Raw genomic sequence first — 23,627 nt, forward strand, 5'->3', positions numbered from 1 at the left:
TGCAATGTCCCTTTTGTCATTAGCGTTCTTTTCTACGCTTGTCATATCTCGATTTAGCCATTCTTTCTTTTATTCCACCTTCATTTAAAAATTCTTGTTCGAGTTTTGCTATCTGTTTTGTTAATAAATACTTGGCAACTTTTATTAAACCTATTAAAACATTGGCACAAATCTCAGGATTTTCATGTTCAATTCCTTTCTTAAGCGAATCATAAGTTGCGTCCGGGTCTCTGTTTAATTCTCTTAAACGCTTTGCATAAGGATGATCTTTATGCCACTCACTATATTTATTTGTTCTTAAAAAATCCCTATAATCATTTAATAATTCTTCTAGACTAGATCTAGCAACATTCGTCAATTTGATTTCAGCTTCTTTAGAAGTGGCAGAGAACATACTTCCTTCTGCAATGTTTTGTTTACCAGAACGAGCCGCTTGAATCATTTGCCCAATGGCACGGTCGTATTTAGCAAAAAAACGATGACAAAAATAAACTGTACCGTCATAAATGATTTCAGCCTTTTTATACGATAACAGATTCTGATAACCACCATGTTTAGGAATAAAACCATCTTTATTAAATTGCTTCTCTGACATAACTGTTCTATTTCACTTTATACCTTTTTAATAAATCAATTAAATGAAGTTTTAAATGCACATTAATGGTAACAGTTCTTTGATTTTTTTAACAAACATGTTCTTACTAATTTTACACTTAAAATGTTGGAAATATGGCTCGCACAAAACACAAAAAATTAAAAGAAGTAACTTCTTTCGAAAATGTTTTTGATTATAAAGCCGGAAAAACTGAAGAAGATTTGCTTAAATATTTTGGAAACTCTAATTCAATTTCCTTAGAAATTGGCTGTGGTGAAGGAGATTATATAATTTCGTTAGCTCAACTTTTTCCAGAAAGGAATTTTATCGGAATTGATTTCAAAGGTGCCAGAATTTATATCGGTGCTAAGAAAGCATTAGAAGAAAATATAACCAACGGGGCTTTTTTATGGATCAATGCCAACAAGTTACCCGAGTTTTTTACGAATACCAAGATTGAAGAAATTTTCATCACATTCCCCGAACCTCATGTAAAAAGAAGAGCAGAAAGAAAAAGATTGGTCTCATCAAGATTTTTGGAAATTTATAAGCAGATTATAATACCGGGCGGACATATTCATCTAAAAACAGATGATGATTTTCTCTACAATTATGCTTTGGAAGTTTTACATAAGGTGAAAGCAACCATCTTGTTCAACAGCGATGATCTATATTCTGTAAATGAATTAGATGAAATAAAAAAGATAAAAACACGCTACGAAAAATATTACTTGAAAGAAGGAAGAAAAATAAAATATATTGAATTTGTCTTGTAAGAAGTTACTTTGTTTTTGACTCTCCCCTAACTGTTGCACCTAATACAAGTCCGGCGCCAATTAATACTAAATTTTTTATAATGTATTGTCCCTCAAGCGTTAAACCAAATGGAAAATTTGTCCAAACGACATCCGGTAAAACAAGTATTGGTAAAGCAGTTCCCGGCATTTGAAGAAAAAGTAGTAAAAGAGTTAATCTCATATACTTTCCCCAAATTAATCCGATGCCGATCAAAGTTTCCCAAGCTGCCAAAACAGGTAAAAATAAATCCGGATTTATGAAATAAATTGTGTTACGAACCAATCCTTCTGCGGGACTTAATCCCGGGAAGAATTTCAATGCACCGAACCAAAAGAAAACTATTCCTAGTCCAATTCTGAGAACTAAAAGTCCGAAACGGGACATCCAGTTCACCAAAATATTATCGAGATTTTTTAAGTGTTTGTTTACAAATTTATCTTCATATGTCGTCATTTTTATTCCGTTAGTTTATACAAAGAACCCACGATGATCGTGGGCTAATTTTACTACAAAATTAAGTTAATGTTTCAAAGTTACTCACTTTCGTATTGAATCAGTGAATGAACATCATAATTCTTTAACTTTTCTCTTCCTTTAAGAAAGTTCAACTCAATTAAAAAAGAAATTTGAATAATTTCCCCACCCATTTTTTGAATTAATTTTGCTGCGGCTTCCATTGTACCGCCGGTTGCAAGCAGATCATCGTGTAAAAGAATTTTATCTCCCGGCTCAATAGCATCTTTATGGATTTCAATTTTGTCTTCACCATATTCAAGAGTATAAGTTTCGCTAAGAGTTTCGGCAGGCAGTTTACCGGGTTTACGAATCGGGACAAACCCGGCATCTAATTTTTCGGCAAGCAGACATCCAAAAATAAATCCGCGCGATTCGATTCCGACAACTTTATTAATCTGCTTTCCCTTTGCTAATTCAAATAATTCATCACTTACCGCCTTCAATCCTCTAGCGCTTTTTAATAGCGTAGTAATATCTTTAAAGACAATTCCTTTAATCGGGAAATCGGGAACGTCTCTGATTAATGATTTAATATCCATGATAACCTCTTGTTAAGTTGTTCTTTTCACTTTCCTGTTTATGAATTTAATAAATTCTTTTTCTTCATAACAATTTAGTACTTCTGCAGGTTGAACGCCCGCTTTTCTAGCAATCATAATTCCATACTCAATATTACTAACTCCTTCGGTTGAATGCGCATCCGGATTTATACTAATCAAACATCCTTTTTCGCGCGCGTAATATAGATTTCGCCAATCTAAATCCAACCGATGAGGATTTGCATTTATTTCAATTGCAACACGATTAGCAACACATGCATCAATAACTTTTTTGATGTTAACTTTATAACCATCACGTGATAAAAGGAGTCGACCGGTTGGATGAGCTAAGATATCAGTATAAGGATTTTCAACTGCTCTAATTATTCTATTTGTCATCTCAACTTCACTTAGATTAAAAAGAGAATGTATTGAAGCAACAATGAATTGAAATTCAGATAAAATATCTTCAGAGTAATCCAAAGAACCATCTTTTAGAATATCACTTTCAATTCCATGATAAACTTTTATTTTACTCGATTTATTGAAATCATCAATTTCTTTCCTTTGCTGTAGAATCCGATCTTCTTTCAATCCATTAGCATAAAACGCTGATTTACTGTGATCACAAACCGCTGCATATATAAATCCTTGGCGTGCCACCTCATCTATCATTTCGGGAAGCGAATTATTCCCGTCCGAATATGTAGTATGAAAATGAAAGAATCCTTTGAAGTGCTCCGCTGATAAATCGCTTTGCTCCCGCAGCTTCTCTGGAAGATCAAAATAATTTATTTCTCTCATTTCCGGTTGCACATATATCAGATTATTTGAATTGAAATATTCTTTTTCAGTTATGTCTTTAATTTTGCTGGGATCATGCATTTTTTGAATAAATTCTAACGATCCGGTTGTGTGGAGCAAGGTAATCTCATAATATTTTTCCGATGTAACATGTAAAATAAAATCGCCATGTTCTTCGCTCTTCAATTGGTAAAATGAACTTGAGGAAGAGGGGTTTATTTTATTATATTCAAACAACTTAGATATCTCTACAATAAATTTTTCTTGATTATCAACTTGACAAATCAACTCAATCTGTGAAATAATTTCTCGAATTCGTCTAAGTTCACCCGTTAATTCCACTTTTTGAATAGATTTTAATTGTGAAAGAATCTCAACAATTTGCTTGCTCCGATCCAAGGCTAAGCTTAATAACATGTAACCGCTTGTTCTTTTTAATCGTTTTATTTCCTCCAAAATCTTTTCGGAAGATTTTTCTCCGAACCCCTTTAGATCAGCAATTCTTCCCGAAGAACAAGCTTGCTCCAATTTTTCTAATGTATCGATTCCCAATTCATTATATAACGTTTTTACTTTCTTAGCACCAAGCCCTCTTATTTTTAATATATCATAAATTCCAGAGGGAATATTTTTAATTAATTCTTCATATTCTTTTGCGCTGCCGGTTTCATAAAATTCATATATAACTTGCTGAAGTCCCTTACCTATTCCCTTTACTTCTTGAATTGATTTATTGTTGATTATTTCCTCTATATCCCCTTCCAATCTTCTAATAACATTCGCTCCATTACGAAAAGCATTCACCTTAAATCGATTCTGCCCATCGAATTCCATTAATTCGGCCATCTCTTCAAGTAAATTTATTATTTCTTTTTTGAGAGACATATTAGCTCCCGATAAAAATTTTCATTAAAACTAATGTTACGAAAAATCCATAAATAGAACCCATCATAATTTGCAATGGTGTGTGAACTTTGAGAATAAATCGAGATAATCCGATTAAGATTAGTATTACAATAAAGTACCCAAATAAATCACTCTCTAACAACCACAACAAAGCCAAAAAACCGGCGACACCAATTGCGTGAGCACTGATCTTCCAGTAATAATTTATAATTGTTAATCCTAGTGTAGAAATACCAAGTGTTAACCAGTAATAGAATGTATATTCATTCTCTGCAAATATTTCGATATAGATCATTCCTAATATACTTAAGGCTATTGACGCATAGTAAGGTATATAACGCTGCTCTTTTATTAACGCATCGTTATCGTAAATTAAATTTTTCTTTCGCAATATTGTAAAGATCATGATTGGAAGAAGTACACCAAAGATTACAGATGAAAGAATAATTGTAATTCTATTTGATGCGAGTTCCTCAGTTTGAAAAGCAATTAGTATAAATCCGAGAAGATTGAAAGTCGGTGGAATGAATAAATCCGATATTATTCTGGCAGCTTTTTTAAGAATAAGCAATTTTAAACCGCTTGTTCGTAATGAGGAGAGTTTTTAATTTCTTCCAAATAAGTTAATAACAATTCTTCAATCGGTTCGTAAGATTCATACTTCATAATTTCTTGGCGAATTTTTGAAACGTGATGAAATCCTTTTAGATAACCGGAATAAAATTTTCTAAACGGAATTACAGCCCATCTCTCGTTATCTGCTCTTGCGATTTCATATCTAAGATGTTGAAGTGTTACTTTTATTTTGTCTTCTAAAGATGGTTCAGAAGGAAGTTTTCCATTTTCAATTAATTCTTTTGTTTGGCTAAAAATCCAAGGATTACCAATTGCTCCGCGTGCTATCATTACAGCATCTGCACCGGTTTGTTCGAATGCAAGTTTTGCATCTTCTGGAGTCATTATTCCGCCATTTACCGCAACCGGAATATTTACTACTTCTTTTATTTTTGGAATCCAACTCCAATCAGGATCACCTTTATGCCCTTGCTGCCTGGTTCTGCAATGAATTGTCAAAGCAGCAGCACCAACATCTTCCAATCTTTTAGCTATCTCAAGAATCATAATACTATCTTGATCCCAACCGATTCTTGTTTTAACTGTTACGGGTATATTTACTGCTTTTACAATTTCATCAACCATTTTTTGCATGTATGGCGGATCCTTAAGAAGTCCGGCACCAGCACCTCTTCCGGCAACTTTTTTTACCCAGCATCCGGCATTTATATCTATTATATCCGGATTCTCAACTTCAGCTATTTTCGCAGCTTCAATCATCGGTTCTAAATTACCACCGTAAATTTGAATGCCAACAGGACGCTCTTCATCACTGATACGAAGTTTTTTATGAGTTTTTTCATTCTTGCGAATCAATCCATCCGAATTTACAAACTCCGTATATACGACATCCGCACCGAATTCTTTGCATAACTTTCTGAATCCAATATTGGTGACATCTTCCATTGGAGCGAGAAGCAAAGCATTTTTTATTTCCGAATTACCAATTTTCCACATTATGTTTCTGCAGCTTGTTCAAGTTGTTGTGAATTTAAGAATATTAATACAATCAAAAAAGTTAATAGAGTAAAAAATGCACCGGTCAAAAAAGGTGCTTCATACCCTAAAAAGTCATAAGAAAATCCTCCCCAAAGCGGTCCTAATACTCTGGCAAACGCTGACGCAGATTGATTCAATCCTAATATGGCACCTTGTTCATGATCGGGAGAAAATCTTGATATCATGCTCAGAATTGTTGGTTGAAGCAATCCTGTTCCAATTGCAAGAATTGAAGCAACGATGGCGACACCAATAAAATTCTGTCCGTAAGGTATCATGCCTAACCCGATCGACATTAGGATAGTACCCCAAAGAACTAAGGAACGATCGGAAAACTTGTTGGAAATATAGCGAATTGCGCCACCTTGAATAACCGCTCCAATAATTCCTATTAACCCGAATAAGTATCCGATTTCCTGATCAGTAAAATGATAAACTTTATATGCAATAATCGAAAATGTTCCGTAAATGTTAGCCATCGAAAAAACGATTATAAAAAAAAGCAAAATCATCGTACCGATTACCGGACGTTTCATCGTTTCTTTGGTAAACTTTAAATCAAATAATTTTATTTCGAATTTCTTAGATTCAGTTTTGGCTAAGTTCGATTCCGGTAAAGCAAAGATTGCGAAGATAAATGCCAAAAACGAAATCCCGGCAGCACCTAGTCCGGCAATATCGTAACCATATTTGGAAAGAAACCCTCCGATCATAGGCCCGAATACAAAACCGAGACCAAAGGCGGCACCGATCAATCCCATTCCCTTTGATCTTTCTTCTTTCGAAGTTATGTCTGCAATATAAGCTTGAGCAACACCAATATTACTTCCGCCAAATCCGGCTAACAAACGTGAAACGAACAACATTAAAAATGTATCTGAAAAGCTGAACAGTATATATGAGACAACCGTGAATAAAAGTGAACCTAGAATCACAGGTCGTCTGCCGATCTTATCTGATAATTTCCCAAGAACAGGATTAAATAAAAATTGAACTAAAGAGAATATCGCGATGATGACACCGATTCCAAAATCTGATATTGCAAGTTCTTTAGATGCAAATGTTGGCAGAATTGGAATAAGAATTCCAAATCCCATAAGATCTATAAAAACAGTTATAAATATTACACTTAGTGAAGCTTTTTTCATTTCGCGATTTAATTCCAAAAAGGATTTCAAAAATAAGAAATATTATCCCTTTTTTCAGATTTGATTAGTTTGGGTAGATGTTAATTCTTTTAAGGTAGTCAAGAAACTCAGAATATGGTGAATAAAATTTTATCTTATTTGAGATTGAACTCAAGATTTCCACTATGTCATAATAACTTTGTTTAAATGCCGACCAATCATTTTCTGTCATGAATGGATACAAATCTTTATTAATGACAGAATCAGAAGGAATTATTACATAGTCGAGATTTTCGTTTCGTTTACCTTTGAAAACCCATGTAGGAATTACTTTTATTTCATGCAGATGAATTGATTTATCAAGATTATTTTTAACAATACTAAAATTTAATATTGGCCCGCTATCGGAATATCTCCACCGTTGATTAGAAATAAAATTCCCTAATGAATAAGCCACAAATCCTGAATCTAAATTACCGTTATTAGTTTTGAAAAACTCGATTGGTTGAGGTACATGAGGATGACTCCCGATAATAATATCCGCGCCGTAACTTATAGTTTTATTTACGATATCTTGCTGATACAAAGACGGTTTTGTTTTATACTCATCACCAAAATGGAAATAAACCAAAACTAGATCCGGGAATAAATTTTTTGCTTTTTGAATATCATTCTTAATCAAAGTAGTATCAATCAGATTAATTAAATATTGCTCCCCTTTTGGAATTTGCATTCCATTGGTACCATAAGAATATGCAAGCAGAGCAAATCTTAAACCTTTCGCTTCATAAATTATTATCGAATCTCTTTCGAATTGTGATGAAAATGTACCGGTATGATAAATTCCCGATTCTTTAATTTGTTCAATTGTTCTTAATAAACCTTTTTTTCCTTTATCGAGGGAATGATTATTTGCGGTAACTAGTAAATCGAATCCGGCATCTTTTATTGCATACAAATATTCATCCGGCGAGTTAAATAAAGGATAACCAGAATAACCAACCTTTTCGCCGGCAAGAACAGTTTCAAGATTTCCGAAAGTAAAATCAGCATCTTTTAAAAAAGGTTTTATGATTTCAAAATTTTCTGAGAAATCGTATCCACTGTCACTTTTGGCATATTTATATTGTACAGAGTGACACATTAAATCACCAACAACGCTGAAATTTACTATTGTCACAGAATCTTTAATATTGATTTGATCTACTTTATCGTTAGTAGACGGAACGAGCGCCTCAGAGATAAATAAAATTAATATCCCGCACAGAAGAAATATTGAAAAGAATTTGTTATTAAGATTCATAAAAAATAAAAGACCGTTCGAAGGAAGAAATATAATATATCGAACGGTCTTAAACTAAAATAGTCGTAAAAACTTTGTAGAATTAACCTTCCTTACGACTGTTTTTAAGATCTTGAATTTCGTTTCGCATGTCTTGAGCCATTTTCTTTAATTCACTCAATCCTTTGCGAACTCTTGTACCTGCAGCAGCTTGCCCTTTTACGTAGAATTTTTCTACGTCCTGCTCAAGTGTTCTTAAATGATCAAAAAGTTTTTGATAAGACTCACTCATTTAGACCTCCTTAATGAAATGGTAGTTAGTTATTTTGAATTAGCGAGAATAATTTCCGCAATATCTTTTACATCTACATCTTCTTGCTTACTAAACGATTTAACGCCGTCCGTCATCATCGTCATGCAAAACGGACAAGCAGAAGCAATTGTGTCAGCACTAGTTTTTAATGCTTCTTCGGTTCTGTTTTCGTTTATTCTTTGTCCCTCGGTTTCTTCTAAAAACATCCTTCCGCCACCGGCTCCACAGCAAAAACCTTTATCCTTATTTCTTTCCATTTCAACAAGTTCTAAACCTTTTACTTTTTTTAACGGATTACGCGGAGAATCATAAATATCATTATATCTTCCAAGATAACAAGAATCATGGAAAGTAACCTTTGATTTAATTTCTTCATCTACTAATTCAATTTTACCTTCATTCAACATTTGTTCTATCATTTCAGTGTGATGTAATACTTCATAATTTCCACCAAATTGCGGGAATTCATTTTTTATTGAATTATAACAATGCGGGCAACCTGTTACAATTTTTTTAACATTATAATTATTGAGTGTTTCTATGTTCTCCTGCATCATCATTTGAGCAAGATACTCATTCCCTAGTCTTCGTGCAGTATCCCCATTACATTTTTCTTCGGTACCTAAAATTCTAAAATTAACTCCGGCTTTCTGCATTAATGATGCAAAAGCTTTTGTTACTTTTTTATATCTATCATCATAAGAACCTGCGCAACCAACCCAGAATAAAACTTCAGTATCAGAATCTTCAGCCATTGTCTTGATATTCATCCCTTCAGCCCAATTTGCTCTATCTTGATGATTGAAAGCCCAAGGAGTGAAGTTAGTTTCTAGATTTTTAAATATTGTATTCAATTCACTTGGAAACTGAGATTCCATCAACACTAAATTTCGTCGCATATCAATTATTGAATCAACATGTTCAATTGTAACCGGACACTCATACACACAAGCATTACAAGTTGTGCAAGCCCATAATTCTTCATCGGTTATATAATCATGCACCAATGTCTTATCTGATATGCCCTCTATCTCTGTATTACCAGCTAAGACATATGGCGCCTTTTCTTCTAATCTATGCCTGATATCTACTATAATTTTTCTGGGTGATAATTTTTTGCCTGTATTAGCTGCCGGACAAACATCAGTACATCTTCCGCATTCTGTACAAGCATAACCATCTAAAAGTTGTTTCCAAGATAGATGCTCAACATCAGCAGCACCAAACTGCTCAATATTTTCGTCTTCCAAATTAAGCGGTTTTACTCTGTATTTTTTATCATCAAGTTTTGTGAAATATACATTTGGGATTGAACTAAAGACATGGAGATGTTTAGAGTAAGGTAAGTAGTTCATAAAAACAAAAATCACAAGAATGTGAATCCACCAAAATATTTCATATGAAAGATCTGCATTTGAACTTCCACTTTCATAAAACATCGATGCTAATTGAGTAGAGATTGGATAAACTTCAAATTCTGCTAATACAAAACCATTTTTTGCAATATGAGCTGCACTTTGTCCGAACATTGAAAGTACAACAAGTAAGATCATCGATAGAATTATTGTTGCATCAATTTGTCCGCCTTTACCCACGTCAAGTCTATCAACTTTTTGTATGTACCTTCTATATAAAGCGAATAAAACTGAAAAAACGACTAGCAAACCAAAAATATCTTTTATTAAAGTAATAACTGCCAACAACGGGCCCAAAAATTCTAAATCAAATGGAGAATAAATACCTTGGATTAATGCTTCTAACACGGCTACAAGGAAAAGCATGAATCCCCAGAATATTAAAAAGTGGATTGTGCCGGCGATTGGATCTCGCAAAATTTTACTTTGACCAAATGCAATTTTTAAAACATTTTTAAATCTTTCGGAAGGTTTATCAAATCGATCTTCATTCTGACCAATCGTAAGATAACTAATCAATCTCTTTACATTATAAACAAGAAATGAGAATGCGGAAATTAATACAATAACAAAGATGATATTTTTTAATTCCATCGTACCTTAATTTATGTGATCAAAAAGAACAAAAACAAAAGGGATTCCCATCTTAGGAAATCCCTTAATAAAATTTATGCCGGAAGTTTTGGATATTTTTTAGAAAATGCATAATAAATACTTACAGCTGCAGAAATCTTTACAATATCCCAAAGTGAAAAGATTAAGACTCCGGAAAGCAAAGCTTGATTGAAATTCCCATCAAAGAATAATGAGAGATATGCTGCACCGGAAAGTAAAATGGTTAGAGTTCCGAGAATCATTGCCAAAGAGATTGTTAAAAGTGATCTCTTTTTCTCAAGAATTGAACCGACTAAAAATGCTGCTACCGGAAATGCAATCAAATATCCACCGGTAGGACCAAATAATGTTTGGATGCCTAAACTAAAGTTAGCAAATACTGGAAGTCCAATAGCTCCAACAGTTAAGTATAAAATTTGACTGATTGCACCGTTTCTTGCACCAAGAAATGCGCCTGATAAAATTACTAACATAGTTTGCAATGTAAATGGAACCGGTTTTATTGGAATGCTGACTTGTGCAGCAAAAACGGTCAATATTGAAAAACTTACTATCCAGAATAATTGAGTAGTTGTAACTTTACTCAATAATTCTACAAACACATTCGGCTTAATTTTCTCTTTTACTAACATTTCTACCCCTAACTAATTTAAGTGCTTTTTGAAGAATTTATTTGTTTCGTTTAATACTTTTTCAAACTTATCGTTACTTCCGGAAAAAGGATGCTGAATATTAAATGTGTGTCCGGCATTATGAACTACAAATATTTCGGTATTATTTTTATCAGACCAATTATACAGTAAATTTCCTTCATCTATAGGTACTGCCAAATCTTGATCACCATGCGCAATGAACAAAGGTTTCTTTAATTTTTTAACTGCGTTCTCAATATTTAATTTGTCATTTTGATTTTGTTCAATATCTATCAGAAAGGTTAAGTTCATTCTCATCATCTGATTGGTTCTGGAATTTAACACTTCAAAATAACCTTTTTCCTTCCAATCCTTTTTTTGACGATCTGAATATCGATCTAATTTAGCAATTGCAGACCAAGTAGAAACCGCATTAACATTTTCGTTTTGAGAGGAAGTTAAAATTGATATTGCGCCACCCCTGCTATGTCCTAATAATCCAATTCTTTTAGAAGAAATATTTTCAGTGAAAAAACCATCACGGTAAGAACGAATAATTAAATTCAATTCATCGATTTCCCTTGAAAATGTATTCTGTGCAAATTTTTCAAGTTCATCAAATTCTGTTAAACTTTCACCCACACCATTCAGCGAAAAATTAAATGTAATAACAAAAAAACCTTTCTCCGCAAAAAAGTTTGATAAATATGGTCCAAATCCCCAATCTTTAAAACCTTTAAATCCATGTACAAAAATTATACACGGATTTTCACTTTTACCAAATGTCCTAATGCGAATCTTTTCATTGTCATTTGTTTCTAGCACATAATCTTTGCTCATAGACTTAAATATGCCTATTAGACGCTGAAAAGTCAAGATTTTATATTAAAATAAAAATAATGTCTTTGGATCGATTAAATTTATTTTTTACCTCTTAAATGCTTATTTTTTGAAAGATTTTAACAATGGAGAAATTAATGAATTATTCCTTTTCTGAAGATCACGAAATTCTAAGAAAAATGGTTCGTGATTTTACAAATGCAGAAATTCGTCCAATTGCTGCAAAAATTGATCAAAATGAAGAAATTCCTAAAGAATTAATAAAAAAACTAGGTGAAGTTGGAATCCTTGGCACTCCGTTTCCTGAAGAATATGGTGGTGGAGGTTTTGGCGAAATTGGATATTGCATAGCTCAAGAAGAAGTAACCCGAGCTTGCGGATCAACTGCGGCTTTTATCGGCGCTCATATTTCTATTGGTACAAATGCAATATTTATCGGAGGATCGGAAGAATTAAAGCAAAAATATCTCCCCTCTTTGTGTAGCGGTAAAAAAATTGCGGCATTTGCATTAACAGAATCTGAAGCGGGTTCTGATGCTATTAATCTTAAGACTTCTGCAAAAAAAGTTGGTGATAAATGGATTTTAAATGGTGAAAAAGTTTGGATAACTAATGGTGCGATTGCCGATGTTTTTTCGGTTTTTGCAAAAACGGAAAAAGGTATAACCGGATTTGTGGTCGAGAAAAGTTTCCCCGGTGTCTCAATTGGACCTAATGAAAAGAAGCTTGGTATAAAAGGAAGCACAACAAACACTATAAGTTTTGAAAATGTGGAAATTCCTTCTGAAAATATGATTGGAACTGAGGGACGTGGATTTTTAATTGCGATGAAAACGCTTGATGCGGGCAGACTTGGTATTGGTGCTTGCTCTGTTGGTGCTGCAAAAGAAATGTTGGAACTTGCAGTTAGTTACGCTACACAAAGGAAACAATTTGGACAAGAGATTGCAAAATTCCAAGCAATACAATTTATGATTTCTGATATGACAACAAAAATTTACGCTATGGAAAGTATGTTATTGAGATGTGCTGCAAAATATGAAAGGGATCAAGATATCTCTCAAGAAGCAGCGATCGTAAAATTATTCTGCTCAGAAAATGTCTCAGAGGTCGCAGATATGGCATTACAAATTCATGGCGGAATGGGATTCTCGCGAGAGATACCAATTGAAAGGTATTACCGTGATGCAAGAATCTTGCGTATATTTGAAGGTACAAGTGAAATTCAAAAATTAATCATTAGCCGGAAATCGATTAAGAGTGGCGGTAAGTGGAAAATTTAAATGCGTAAATTGCTGGTTATACCGAGTATAGATATAAAGGACGGTAAAATTGTTAGAGTCGTTCAAGGAATACCGGAACTAAATTGTTCTGCCTACGGAGATGATCCGGTTGAAATGGCAATGATTTGGAGAGCCGAAAATGCGAAGACGATTCACATTGTGGATTTTGATTCATCACATTTTCATTCACATAAAAATTATAATATTATAAAAAAAATTTGTGAGTCCGTAGTAATTCCTATTGAATACGGCGGTGGCATTACAAACATCGATGATGCAAAACGAGCATTCGACTTAGGAGTTTTTAGAATAGTAGTCGGCAGTTTAGCATTTGAAAATGAGGAAGAATTTATTAAAATACTAAATGAATTTGGAATGCTGAAGGTTGCAGCGGCAATTGATGTAATTGATAACGAAGTTGTAATAAAAGGTCGAACAAAAAGAACCGGTGTCAATCCTATTGAATATGCAAAACATCTTGAATCGTTAGGGGTTTGTAGAGTCATTGTAACTGATGTTAAAACAAACGGTATGATGAACGGTCCAAACATTCAGTTATCAAATAAAATTGCGGAAGCCACAAATCTTAAAGTATCATTATCGGGTGGAATTGGCGGATATGAAGATTTGAAGAAAGTACAGGACGAGTCGAATGAGAGAGTTGATTCAGTAATAATTGGCCGTGCACTTTATGAGAATAAATTTCCATGTCAAAAAATCTGGCGTGTTGCCGAATCCGGAATATTTAATTAGAGGAACAAATGGATACAACACAAGAATTAATTAAAAGCAAAAGCAGTTTTTGGGCAAACTTATTCAAAACGCCCGGTGAAAAAAGCGATTTGGAAGAATTGCTTCTTGCAATGCCGCCTTTTGAAAATCTAAGGGGAAAATATATTAAACTCCTTATGCAAATTATCCACAATCGAGTTTATGAAGCAAATGAATATATCTTTTATCAAGGTGATCCAGGAATCGGATTATATATAGTTAGAGAAGGTTCAGTTGTTATAAAACAATCTATTGATGATAAAGAACCAATCGATATGGCAACACTAACTCGAGGTGATTTTTTTGGTGAACTTGCTTTATTAGATGATGAAGTTAGATCGGGTTCTGCAGTTGCCTTAGAAGCTTGCAGCATAGCTGTCATATTCAAACCGGATTTGGATGAATTTATAGAGCGATATCCTAAAGCTGGTTTAAAAATACTGAAAGGGATTTCTACTATTATTTCAACCAGATTACGAAGAGTTAATGACGAGTATTTTTCTCTTTATGTTGAAAAACTAAAATAGGAGGAATAGCATGGCAAACTTTAAAAAAATATTAGTCCCAATCGATTTTTCCGACTATTCGAAACGTGCGCTGAGATATGCAATTGATTTTGCAAAACAATTTAATTCGGAGTTGAGTCTTGTATCCGTAATTGAACCAATGATTTATCCCGCAGATTTTAGCATGGGTCAAGTTGCAATTCCCGCAACGGATCAAAATCTGACAGAAAGAGTGGAGACAGAATTAGAAACACTAGAAAAAAATGAAATTGGTAGTGAATTAAAATCAAAAAGAATAATCAAAACCGGTAAACCTTTTTATGAAATAATTGAAACCGCTCGCGAAGAAGATGTTGATTTAATAATAATTGCTACACACGGACATACCGGTGTTGAACATTTACTATTCGGAAGTACTGCTGAAAAGGTTGTTCGTAAAGCACCATGCCCTGTTCTTACTTTGCGTGAACCTATAAAGGGTTTTCGATTTGAAAAATGAGTTTTGATCATTTACCGGAAGAATTAATTAATATCATTTCCGATAATACTTCGGGAAGCCGTGAATTACTGGATAAAATTTTGCATTATCTAAGAAACAATCATGATAAGATAAATCCAAAATTAATTTCATCTTTACAAAAACACTTTCACGATTTTCAAACAATTCAAAATTTCCTTGCTAATCTCGGAGCTGCGTATCAAGAAAATTCAATCAAGGAATTTTTGAATAAATATAATAACGATATTTTATTCCACAATATTTACAGATCCTTCAAACCACTCATTTCGGATTTATACTCATTTATAACCATTTCAAATAGCAAAACAATTTTAGAGATATTGAAGTTAACTGCTTCAGAGAAAGAATCAATCGAAGTGATTGTTAGTGAAGGCAGACCGATTCTTGAAGGAAGAATTTTAGCAGAAAATTTAAGTTCTCCGAAAATTAAGACTACATTGATAACAGAAGCACAAATTTATAATGCAGTACAAAATGTTGATTGTGGCATTATCGGGGCTGACAAAGTATTAAAAAATGGTAAAGTAATTAATAAAGTCGGAAGTAATTTACTAGCATTAGCTTGTAAAGAATTCTGTAAACCCTTTTATGTTATTGCTGATAAAACAAAATTCAGTAAAAACAATTTGATCGACAACAATGAGAAGCCTAGTAAAGAAATCTATTCTGGAACAGAGAATAAAATAAAAATTAATAACTATTATTTTGAAGAAATACCTAATGAATATATAACGAAAATTATAACCGATTAGTCATAGTCATATATGCTATTGATTACTACTTTTATATAAGATAATCAAGACTTCACAACATTTATCTGAATCGTTTAGTTAAATTAACAAATATTCTTCCAAAACTATCAGTTTCTTCAAACGCACCTTCGTAACTCATGTTTAAGTAAATTGAATCACTAAATTTGACAGATAAATTCGATTCAAAAATATTTTGTTTTAAATCCGATAACCCGGATGTAAAATTATATACCAAATTTCTATAGCTCAGACCAAGATTTAGTAATCCATCAAATAAATCCTTGTATATCCGCACACCAATTATTTTTCCATCTAAATAGTTAGTCATCAAGTAATTACCGCTTACGGTTATGGATGAATTAATAAAGGGCACTCGGGAATACGTGATGCTTCCATCATAATTTTTTGTCGGTTCATTATCTCCCGGAACATACCTATAACCGGTCCCAAAATTTAACATCAAGTAATTTATAGGTTTAACTGTAACTCTTAATCTCAAACCCTGCCGGGTTTCGGATTCAAGGATACTATCTGCTACTGATTTATAAGTTTCATAATAAACTACATTTTTTCTTGCATCATAAGAGGCTGTAAGAGAAATAAATCGTGATGGTGAATACCGGGAAGAAAAATAAAAACTCGTTAAATCAAATACACTTTTTCCCTCCCCTTTTTCTCTTTTATATAAATCCACTTCAGTTGAAAAGAATATATCGATATTTTCTATAACATTATTTGAATGCTGGAAGTATAAAAATCTTCTGTCTGTTTTGAAATTATTTGTCTGCTGAAATAATGCAAATGAGTTTTTCATTATCTTATTGTTAATCGAATCAGTGCGAGCAATGTATCCTCCGTATTCAAAAAGCTTTGCATTATAACCGAAATCCGAAAAATGAGGGCGGGAACCGATCACCAAACCATAATCAAAATAATCTACTTTCGATTCAAACTGAACACCGTCAATTGTACTAATGTTTGCCAAATTTGAATTGATTCTTCTACCAAACCAGATATTAGTTTCATTATTAAAATCATATTTAAACGCTAGGTTATATATCTTCAATGCAGTCATTAAATTATTCTCTACTCTTCGCCATTCGTGAGTACGGTAAGAAAATGTTACATAACTTGTCATAGATAAACTTGAGCCGCCTATATTCTCGTAATTTAATGAAGACCTATACTTCCACCTTTGAGTGTTAATCGATTTTTCTCTGTTTGTCAGGTTCGAATAAGATGTTACTCCTATTCTCCCATAAAATCTTGATTCCTTTCCTTCAACTTCTGCTGATATCTCTTGAATTTTAATTTCCTCGGAAGTTTCGGTAATAATAGGTTTATCTATTTCTTTATTTACAATTTTTTCAGGCTGAATTTTAGGTTGATACTTACGATAAACAATCGAACCGACATTCAAATCAATTGAAGGCTCAACAGCGCACGAAGTTGAAGAAAGAAATTTTACTGTTCCCGCAACCTTATATTGGTTATTTTTTAAAGTAAAAACAGAATCGCCTACTTCCAGCCAATCAAAATTTTCGAATCGAATGTAGATATGCTCCGCAGATTTGTAGGTCACTTCACCATTAATGTAAGTAACCGTCTGTGCAAGTAACGGTAAAAAAGTTAATATAATTATTAAAACCAGTTTCTTCATCAAAACTCACTATCTTTTAAACTTGGGAATGTAACGTTACCTGCTTTACCGTCAGGGTGACATTCATAACATGCTACGCTTTCATAAACATACCCACTTACATCATTGTGTTTACTATCCATTTCAGTCTGATTATGCTCGTGACAATCAATACATGAGAATACTGAATAATTTGCTGCATTCGTATGACAATCGCTGCACGAATTCCACTCATTTTGATGTTCGCCGGAATAAATCGGGAAATACTGTCCATCGTGATTAAACGTAGATGGCTCCCATGCATTTTGAGAATGACATTGCTCACAATCGGTTGGAAATTGCGCTGCCGAGTGAGACGGATCAGTTGTTGAATTATAATCACTTTGATGACATTGAAAACATGTGTTTGGCGTATTATTGTAATCACCGTTGTGACAATCAATACAGTTACTACTAATTGCAGCATGTGCACCTATCAACTGATAGAAATTATCATGAACAGGAAATTCAGCCGGACTCCAATCAGGGTTAGTCGTGTGACAATCATCGCATTGAGTTCCTAATCCGATTTGTTGATGGTCCGGATTGGATGATAAGTTAAAATCATTCGTGTGGCAATCATAACAAACTGTGCTTGTTCCTGAAAATCCATCGCTATGGCAGCTAGCGCAACTCTCACCAATATGCGCGCCGGTTAAAGGAAAATTTGTACCGTTATGATCAAACGTGGTTTCTTGCCAACTAGTTGTTACGTGGCATTGTTCACAAGCGGTAGGATAACCTAAAGACGAATGATCAGGAGCGATTGAGTAATCATTTTCATGGCAAGCAAAACAAATATTTTGAGTTGTTGAGACATCGGTTGTATGACAACTCGAACAATCGGGAATCTGATGCCCACCAATTAATTCAAATCCAGTTGTTGAGTGATTAAAAGTAGAAGGAATCCATACATCTGTTGAGTGACATTCTTCACAGGTTTGCGATAGAACTAATATTGAGTGAGAAGGATTTTGGCTTGAATTGTAATTATTATTATGGCAATCAAAGCACAAACTTGAAGTGCCGAGATAACCGTTCTGATGACAATCTTCGCACAGAAGATTTGTATGTGCACCGGTTAAAGGAAAGTTTGAATTTGCGTGATTGAAAGCCCCTTCTGCTGTTCCGTTAGGGTGGCAGGCAAAACATTCTTGACTTAGAAAAACATAACCTTCAACTCCTGTATGTTCGTTATCCATATCAGTTTTATTGTGCTCGTGACAATTAGTACAAACAAATTCACTATAATTATTTTGATTTGTATGACAATCCGAACATGCATTCCATTCACCATTATGCTCACCGGAATATATTGGGAAGAATTGAGCATCATGGTCAAATGTTGCTGGTGTCCAAGAAGTTTCATTATGACAAACTTCGCAATCAGTAGTAAAACCTGCAGATCGATGTGCAGGGTCAGTTGTTGAATCATAATCAGATTCATGACAACCGATACATTGATTTGGTGTAGTATTATAATCAATTGTATGACAATCGGCGCAACTTGGAACAGTGAGATGAGCTCCTAATAAAACAAAATAATCATTGTGATTTGGAAACTGAGCAGGGCTCCAACCAGGATCCGTCGTATGGCATTCATCACATTGATTTGATAAACCTAAATTTTGATGATTAGGATTCATTGCGGAATTGAATTCATCCGTGTGACAATAAAAACATAAAGTAGAAGTTCCTTCAAATCCGGCAGAATGACAATCGCTACAAATTTGAGTAACATGTGCACCTGTTAGCGGGAAATTAGTATTACTATGATTAAATGTCGATACTTCCCAAGCTGTTGTTGAATGACATCGTTCGCAATCCATCGGATAACCTAACGATGTGTGATCAGGTGCGTTTAAATAATCATCTTGATGACAATCTTCGCAAAGTATCGATGTACCTTGATAACCTGAAATATGACAAGCCTGACAATCAACTGTTATATGTGAACCGGTGAGTGGGAAATTGGTAGTATTATGGTTGAATCCCCCCTCACCCGAACCCGTCGGATGACATGATAGACAAGCAGAACTTTCATAGATATAACCGTTTATTCCAATATGCTCGTCATCCATATCTGTTTTGTTATGTTCATGACAATTGGTACAGCTAAACACGGCATAATTGTTTGCATCTATGTGACAATCCGAACATGCACTCCATTCACCGTTATGTTCACCAGAATATATTGGGAAGAATTGTGCATCATGGTCAAACGTTGCCGGTGTCCAGGCATTTTGAGAATGACATTCTTCACAATTGGTTGAAAAATTTAATGTAATGTGCGATGGATTAGTCGTTGAATTATAATCAGATTCATGACATCCAATACATTGGTTAGGAGTATTGTTATAACCCGTTGAGTGACATTGATTACAATCCGAAGCGATAGCAGCATGAGCCCCTATTAAAGGATAAATATCATTGTGATTTGCAAAAGTGGCCGGACTCCATCCGGGATTTAATGAATGACAAATTGAACAATCAGTATCAAATCCTAAAGCAACGTGGTTAATTATTTGTGCATTTTCATAATCAGCTTGATGACATTGAAAGCATTCCGAATTTAACTCGCTAAAGGTATTTTGTGAATGACATTCAAAACAATTGCTTATCTGATGTCCACCTATTAACGGAAAAAATTCGTGTGCAAATGCAGCCACCGACCATTCAGAATCCGTTAAACTATGGCATTCTTCACAATCGGTTGAAAAACCAGACAAAGCATGATTTGGATTCAGTGTACTGTTGTAATCCACTTTATGGCAATCATAACAAGCTGAACCAAGCGGTTCAAATCGTAGATCTGAAACGGATATATGACAATCTTCACAATCAGCAATCGCATGATTGCCAACTAAAGGGAATCTACCTAAGTCATGAATTTCCTTAATATTTGTTACTACCCAACTATTATTATTATGACAAACTTCACACTCAGTTCCTACTGTCGTTTCATGAATATCAAAATGACATTCGAAACAATTATTATTTACATTCTTAAATACAAGCGATTCATGACAGTCGGTACAATTTACAATTTTATGCTGTCCCAATAATTCAAATTTGGTTTGAGAATGGTCAAAGGAAATTTTATCAAAGTCAACCTTCCAGCTTTGTGCAGTATGACATATGCTGCAATCGAGAGAAAAGCCATCGCCGTGCGGCGCTTGTGCCATTAGAGAAAGTGAAAACAGCACTAAGATGAATGACAGTTTATACATTTTATCTCTTCAAATTTATATTTGACAAATTTTCCTACCGGTGTTTCAATTTGCTTATGGCATTCTTGGCAATTGACTTTTGAATGTGCGCCCCCTAAAGGAAACAAAGTATTCGAATGATCGAATTTTTTAGGAAGCCAGCTATAAGAAGTATGGCATCTTTCACAATTTGTTTTACCCTCAACTTTAAACTGATTAAAATGCACATCATTATGACAGCTTTCACAAGCCATTTGTAAATTTTCAAAATTTTGCTTGAATTCTTTATCACTTTTCTCAAAATGACAATCTGAACATAAAATTTCTTTATGCTTCCCTTCTAACCTAAAATTTGTTCTACTATGATCAAATTCAACATCGCTCCATAGTGTCGTATTATGACATTGTTCGCAATTTTCATCAGTTAAAAACTTTGTTTGCATGAATCCTTTATGAATATTTTCATGACATTGGATACAATTTACATTTGTAAATCGAAATTGATGGACTTCATTTTTCTTATGGCAAAAGAAACAGGGTAAAGCAAGATGGCTTCCGTTTAATGGGAATCGAGTTTTTTGATGAAGTTCCAAAGTAAAAGTAGAAGGCATGAATCCAAGTTCTGTATGGCACTGCGAACAATCTTTGGTTTGTCCGTTCGCAGAAAATTCACCTTTATGATAATCATTATGGCAATCAATACATTTTTCATGCTTCGGTTTAGTTGACAGAGTAGTCTTATGACAATCTTTGCATCCAACCAATTGATGACGACCAATTAATGGGAAATTTGTCTTTGCGTGGTCAAAATTATCTATGTTTTTTATTTTGGTAAAAGAAACGGTTGAATGGCAATCTTCGCAAGTTTGTCCAAATTTTCCCTTGTGAGTATCTTCATGACAATCAATACATCTATCAAACTGCAATCCAGCGAATAGTTGGAAACTAGAATTATTCCTAATTTCAATTTTATGGCAGTCCTTACACTGAACATTAATGTGAGCACCCGTCAGTTTGAATTTTGCAGTATCGTGATTAAATTTTTGTGCAGGTATAAACTTTTCGGTATTATGACACGTTTCACAGTTACGACTTAATGTACCTTGATGATAATCATTGTGACAAGTGATGCAGTTTTGTGATAAACCAAAAAAGGTCCCCTTTTTATTCTTGTAATCCTCAAGTAGGATAAATTTTGTAGTATGACAATCACCACATTCTATGGAAGAATGTTTACCGGTCAAATTAAATCCAGTTGCCGAATGATCGAATGTATTTCTATCAAAACGAATTATTTCAAATTTTCTTCCGTGATGCTCGCTGTGGCATGTATAGCATTTTTCTGGTTTTACCATCGGATGAGAGTGATAACCGGAATTGGTTTGCAGAGAATTTCTTATATCCGAATGACAATCCAGACACTTCTCATTTTTAACCTCTTCTCCCAGCTCATGGCACTTTGTGCAATTGCTAATTCCTTCGAGGTGCTTGTGTGCCTCAGTCAAATCTCCCGGTGAAATTTGTGCTAATAGGGAGACGGAAAACACTAATAATATATATAAATACTTTTTCACTCCTTTCGATGGGTTAAAACGGTTTCTCCATACTTTTTCGTAATTTCTATTCCAATCGATTCTAAAAACTTATTAGGTAATTCACCACCAACAAAAACATAAACCAAGTTGTTGTTAATTTCCAGGACTTTTTCATCATTAGAAGTAACAAGTAAAACCGAATCATCTTTAATCTCTTTAACGTTTGAATTTAGAATCACATCAATTGATTTTTCTTTCAAGGCACTCTCCAATTTTTCAAGATTACGTGGCTTTAATCTGTTAAACGAATCACCTCGATAAGAAAGAGTAACTTTGTTATTTTCTTCAGAAAGTAGCAAAGCTGATTCTATTGCAGAATCGCCCCCTCCAACAATCAAAATATTTTTATTGTGTATATGTTCAGGTTCCAATAAACGATAATAAACTTTCGGTTTGTTTTCTCCAGGTACACCTAATTTGCGAGGACTGCCTCTTCTTCCAATGGCTAGTAAAATTGTGGCCACACTAAATTTTCCTTTTGATGTTTCTATATCAAAAATTTCATTTTTTTTTAGGATCGACTGAACTTTTTCTTCCTCGCTGATTGTAATCTTGTTTTTTATGAGTACATTTTTCCAAAGTTCTAAAAGTTCATCTTTGCTTGTTTCTACAAGTTTGATTTTACCATAGAGTGGTAAATCCATTGGAGAAGTCATAATAATTTTTGCCCTAGGGAATGAATAAATTGTCCCACCTAAAGTATCTTGTTCGACAGTCTTATATTTTAATCCAAGTTCCTGAGCTTTTAATGTTGCCGATATACCGGCAGGACCTGCACCAACTATTAGCAAATCATATTCTGCCTTATGCTTTTTATTGAGAGAATAATAAATATTTTCAACAGCTTGTTTCCCCTGTTCTACTGCATTTTTAATTAAGCCCATTCCGCCGAGTTCACCAGCAATGTAAACGTTTTCAACATTGGTCATAAATTTTTGGGAAACGTGAGGAAGTTCGACACCCCGCTTTTCAGTTCCCATCACGAGAGATATAGCCTCGACAGGGCAAGAGTGGAAACAAGCACCGTGACCAACGCATCTAGATGCATTAACCGGATTTCCCTTGCCGTTAACCAACCCAAGGATATCTAGTTCGGGACAAGCTTTCACGCAAGCACCGCTACCGATGCAAATATCATAATCTATAACTGGATGCAATGAAACAGGATCATGAAAACCAAGTGCTTTTGCCCGTTCAATCTTTTTTTCAACAACTTGTGATTTCTTTTTATTCTGACTTAGATAGAAATATATTATGCCACTGGCTAGAATAATTACAAATAGATACGCTGCGGTATTTTCTAATATAACTTCCAAT

General features: G+C 34.1%; 22 protein-coding genes. 6 read left to right on the plus strand and 16 right to left on the minus strand.

The genetic code is table 11. The features are described from left to right. Positions 1-19: 19 nt before the first annotated feature. Positions 20-595: a four helix bundle suffix domain-containing protein gene (locus QY331_09510; GenBank protein WKZ68189.1), complete on the minus strand. Its 576-nt coding sequence runs from the start codon at positions 593-595 to the stop codon at positions 20-22. 134 nt (positions 596-729) lie between these two features. Between QY331_09510 and trmB the strand changes: the two genes are divergently transcribed. Then, positions 730-1,371 (plus strand): tRNA (guanosine(46)-N7)-methyltransferase TrmB, encoded by a 642-nt coding sequence (gene trmB / locus QY331_09515; protein ID WKZ68190.1) that lies wholly within the window; start codon positions 730-732, stop codon positions 1,369-1,371. Positions 1,372-1,375: 4 nt separating this feature from the next. Here the strand turns inward: trmB and QY331_09520 are convergent, their stop codons facing one another. From QY331_09520 to QY331_09570, 11 genes are all read right to left on the minus strand, one after another. After that, positions 1,376-1,846 carry a DoxX family membrane protein gene (locus QY331_09520; protein ID WKZ68191.1) on the minus strand — a complete coding sequence of 157 codons (471 nt, stop codon included), beginning with the start codon at positions 1,844-1,846 and terminating at the stop codon, positions 1,376-1,378. 80 nt (positions 1,847-1,926) lie between these two features. After that, positions 1,927-2,448: an adenine phosphoribosyltransferase gene (locus QY331_09525; GenBank protein WKZ68192.1), complete on the minus strand. Its 522-nt coding sequence runs from the start codon at positions 2,446-2,448 to the stop codon at positions 1,927-1,929. Positions 2,449-2,460: 12 nt separating this feature from the next. Beyond that, complete coding sequence (gene polX, locus QY331_09530) at positions 2,461-4,137, minus strand: DNA polymerase/3'-5' exonuclease PolX (protein WKZ68193.1); 1,677 nt, start codon at positions 4,135-4,137, stop codon at positions 2,461-2,463. 1 nt (position 4,138) lies between these two features. Beyond that, entirely contained in the window at positions 4,139-4,729 is a 591-nt protein-coding gene (locus QY331_09535) for a phosphatase PAP2 family protein (protein WKZ68194.1), read from the minus strand. 2 nt (positions 4,730-4,731) lie between these two features. Beyond that, positions 4,732-5,730 carry a tRNA dihydrouridine synthase DusB gene (gene dusB, locus QY331_09540; protein WKZ68195.1) on the minus strand — a complete coding sequence of 333 codons (999 nt, stop codon included), beginning with the start codon at positions 5,728-5,730 and terminating at the stop codon, positions 4,732-4,734. Further along, on the minus strand, positions 5,730-6,920 hold the full coding sequence (locus QY331_09545) for an MFS transporter (GenBank protein WKZ68196.1): 1,191 nt from the start codon (positions 6,918-6,920) through the stop codon (positions 5,730-5,732). Before QY331_09545 ends, dusB begins: the two co-directional genes overlap by 1 nt. 64 nt (positions 6,921-6,984) lie before the next feature. Beyond that, on the minus strand, positions 6,985-8,079 hold the full coding sequence (locus tag QY331_09550) for a CapA family protein (protein WKZ68197.1): 1,095 nt from the start codon (positions 8,077-8,079) through the stop codon (positions 6,985-6,987). A 205-nt stretch (positions 8,080-8,284) separates the two neighbouring features. Further along, positions 8,285-8,473: a histone H1 gene (locus tag QY331_09555; protein WKZ68198.1), complete on the minus strand. Its 189-nt coding sequence runs from the start codon at positions 8,471-8,473 to the stop codon at positions 8,285-8,287. A 29-nt stretch (positions 8,474-8,502) separates the two neighbouring features. Continuing rightward, positions 8,503-10,503, minus strand: a complete 2,001-nt coding sequence (locus QY331_09560; protein WKZ68199.1) for a (Fe-S)-binding protein — start codon at positions 10,501-10,503, stop codon at positions 8,503-8,505. A gap of 74 nt (positions 10,504-10,577) precedes the next feature. After that, positions 10,578-11,156 carry a biotin transporter BioY gene (locus QY331_09565; GenBank protein ID WKZ68200.1) on the minus strand — a complete coding sequence of 193 codons (579 nt, stop codon included), beginning with the start codon at positions 11,154-11,156 and terminating at the stop codon, positions 10,578-10,580. A 12-nt stretch (positions 11,157-11,168) separates the two neighbouring features. Beyond that, positions 11,169-11,996 carry a dienelactone hydrolase family protein gene (locus QY331_09570; GenBank protein ID WKZ68201.1) on the minus strand — a complete coding sequence of 276 codons (828 nt, stop codon included), beginning with the start codon at positions 11,994-11,996 and terminating at the stop codon, positions 11,169-11,171. Between the two features lie 137 nt (positions 11,997-12,133). Here QY331_09570 and QY331_09575 point away from each other — a divergent pair, with 137 nt between their 5' ends. The 5 genes from QY331_09575 to QY331_09595 are packed head-to-tail and all read left to right on the plus strand — an operon-like array spanning position 12,134 to position 15,828. Beyond that, entirely contained in the window at positions 12,134-13,279 is a 1,146-nt protein-coding gene (locus QY331_09575; GenBank protein ID WKZ68202.1) for an acyl-CoA dehydrogenase family protein, read from the plus strand. Next, a complete protein-coding gene (locus QY331_09580; GenBank protein WKZ68203.1) occupies positions 13,280-14,032 on the plus strand; it encodes a 1-(5-phosphoribosyl)-5-[(5-phosphoribosylamino)methylideneamino] imidazole-4-carboxamide isomerase in 753 nt (250 codons plus the stop codon). It abuts the gene before it with no gap. Between the two features lie 8 nt (positions 14,033-14,040). Beyond that, positions 14,041-14,577 carry a cyclic nucleotide-binding domain-containing protein gene (locus QY331_09585; protein ID WKZ68204.1) on the plus strand — a complete coding sequence of 179 codons (537 nt, stop codon included), beginning with the start codon at positions 14,041-14,043 and terminating at the stop codon, positions 14,575-14,577. A 10-nt stretch (positions 14,578-14,587) separates the two neighbouring features. Beyond that, positions 14,588-15,055, plus strand: a complete 468-nt coding sequence (locus QY331_09590; GenBank protein WKZ68205.1) for a universal stress protein — start codon at positions 14,588-14,590, stop codon at positions 15,053-15,055. After that, positions 15,052-15,828 (plus strand): hypothetical protein, encoded by a 777-nt coding sequence (locus QY331_09595; protein ID WKZ68206.1) that lies wholly within the window; start codon positions 15,052-15,054, stop codon positions 15,826-15,828. Before QY331_09590 ends, QY331_09595 begins: the two co-directional genes overlap by 4 nt. A gap of 61 nt (positions 15,829-15,889) precedes the next feature. Here the strand turns inward: QY331_09595 and QY331_09600 are convergent, their stop codons facing one another. Genes QY331_09600 through QY331_09615 form a run of 4 tightly spaced genes read right to left on the minus strand, consistent with a single transcriptional unit; the run spans position 15,890 to position 23,626 of the window. Next, positions 15,890-17,488 carry a hypothetical protein gene (locus tag QY331_09600; protein ID WKZ68207.1) on the minus strand — a complete coding sequence of 533 codons (1,599 nt, stop codon included), beginning with the start codon at positions 17,486-17,488 and terminating at the stop codon, positions 15,890-15,892. Continuing rightward, the gene (locus QY331_09605; GenBank protein ID WKZ68208.1) at positions 17,488-20,736 is read right to left on the minus strand and encodes a hypothetical protein; all 3,249 of its coding nucleotides are present in this window, start codon (positions 20,734-20,736) and stop codon (positions 17,488-17,490) included. The genes QY331_09600 and QY331_09605 overlap by 1 nt, the downstream gene beginning before the upstream one ends. After that, complete coding sequence (locus tag QY331_09610) at positions 20,712-22,289, minus strand: cytochrome c3 family protein (GenBank protein WKZ68209.1); 1,578 nt, start codon at positions 22,287-22,289, stop codon at positions 20,712-20,714. Before QY331_09610 ends, QY331_09605 begins: the two co-directional genes overlap by 25 nt. Then, the gene (locus tag QY331_09615; protein ID WKZ68210.1) at positions 22,286-23,626 is read right to left on the minus strand and encodes an NAD(P)-binding domain-containing protein; all 1,341 of its coding nucleotides are present in this window, start codon (positions 23,624-23,626) and stop codon (positions 22,286-22,288) included. The genes QY331_09610 and QY331_09615 overlap by 4 nt, the downstream gene beginning before the upstream one ends. Position 23,627 lies beyond the last annotated feature (1 nt).

It is taken from the genome of Melioribacteraceae bacterium (assembly GCA_030584085.1).
In the GTDB taxonomy this organism is placed as follows: Bacteria; Bacteroidota; Ignavibacteria; order Ignavibacteriales; family Melioribacteraceae; genus SURF-28.

What these genes read in the sequence shown, in the direction of transcription:
- QY331_09555 (WKZ68198.1), bottom strand. Translation starts at nt 8,473, where the DNA reads ATGAGTGAGTCTTATCAAAAACTTTTTGATCATTTAAGAACACTTGAG.
- QY331_09595 (WKZ68206.1), top strand. Translation starts at nt 15,052, where the DNA reads ATGAGTTTTGATCATTTACCGGAAGAATTAATTAATATCATTTCCGAT.
- QY331_09525 (WKZ68192.1), bottom strand. Translation starts at nt 2,448, where the DNA reads ATGGATATTAAATCATTAATCAGAGACGTTCCCGATTTCCCGATTAAA.
- QY331_09570 (WKZ68201.1), bottom strand. Translation starts at nt 11,996, where the DNA reads ATGAGCAAAGATTATGTGCTAGAAACAAATGACAATGAAAAGATTCGC.
- QY331_09575 (WKZ68202.1), top strand. Translation starts at nt 12,134, where the DNA reads ATGAATTATTCCTTTTCTGAAGATCACGAAATTCTAAGAAAAATGGTT.
- QY331_09510 (WKZ68189.1), bottom strand. Translation starts at nt 595, where the DNA reads ATGTCAGAGAAGCAATTTAATAAAGATGGTTTTATTCCTAAACATGGT.
- QY331_09580 (WKZ68203.1), top strand. Translation starts at nt 13,280, where the DNA reads ATGCGTAAATTGCTGGTTATACCGAGTATAGATATAAAGGACGGTAAA.
- trmB (WKZ68190.1), top strand. Translation starts at nt 730, where the DNA reads ATGGCTCGCACAAAACACAAAAAATTAAAAGAAGTAACTTCTTTCGAA.
- dusB (WKZ68195.1), bottom strand. Translation starts at nt 5,730, where the DNA reads ATGTGGAAAATTGGTAATTCGGAAATAAAAAATGCTTTGCTTCTCGCT.
- QY331_09605 (WKZ68208.1), bottom strand. Translation starts at nt 20,736, where the DNA reads ATGTATAAACTGTCATTCATCTTAGTGCTGTTTTCACTTTCTCTAATG.
- QY331_09585 (WKZ68204.1), top strand. Translation starts at nt 14,041, where the DNA reads ATGGATACAACACAAGAATTAATTAAAAGCAAAAGCAGTTTTTGGGCA.
- QY331_09565 (WKZ68200.1), bottom strand. Translation starts at nt 11,156, where the DNA reads ATGTTAGTAAAAGAGAAAATTAAGCCGAATGTGTTTGTAGAATTATTG.
- QY331_09600 (WKZ68207.1), bottom strand. Translation starts at nt 17,488, where the DNA reads ATGAAGAAACTGGTTTTAATAATTATATTAACTTTTTTACCGTTACTT.
- polX (WKZ68193.1), bottom strand. Translation starts at nt 4,137, where the DNA reads ATGTCTCTCAAAAAAGAAATAATAAATTTACTTGAAGAGATGGCCGAA.
- QY331_09520 (WKZ68191.1), bottom strand. Translation starts at nt 1,846, where the DNA reads ATGACGACATATGAAGATAAATTTGTAAACAAACACTTAAAAAATCTC.
- QY331_09560 (WKZ68199.1), bottom strand. Translation starts at nt 10,503, where the DNA reads ATGGAATTAAAAAATATCATCTTTGTTATTGTATTAATTTCCGCATTC.
- QY331_09590 (WKZ68205.1), top strand. Translation starts at nt 14,588, where the DNA reads ATGGCAAACTTTAAAAAAATATTAGTCCCAATCGATTTTTCCGACTAT.
- QY331_09545 (WKZ68196.1), bottom strand. Translation starts at nt 6,920, where the DNA reads ATGAAAAAAGCTTCACTAAGTGTAATATTTATAACTGTTTTTATAGAT.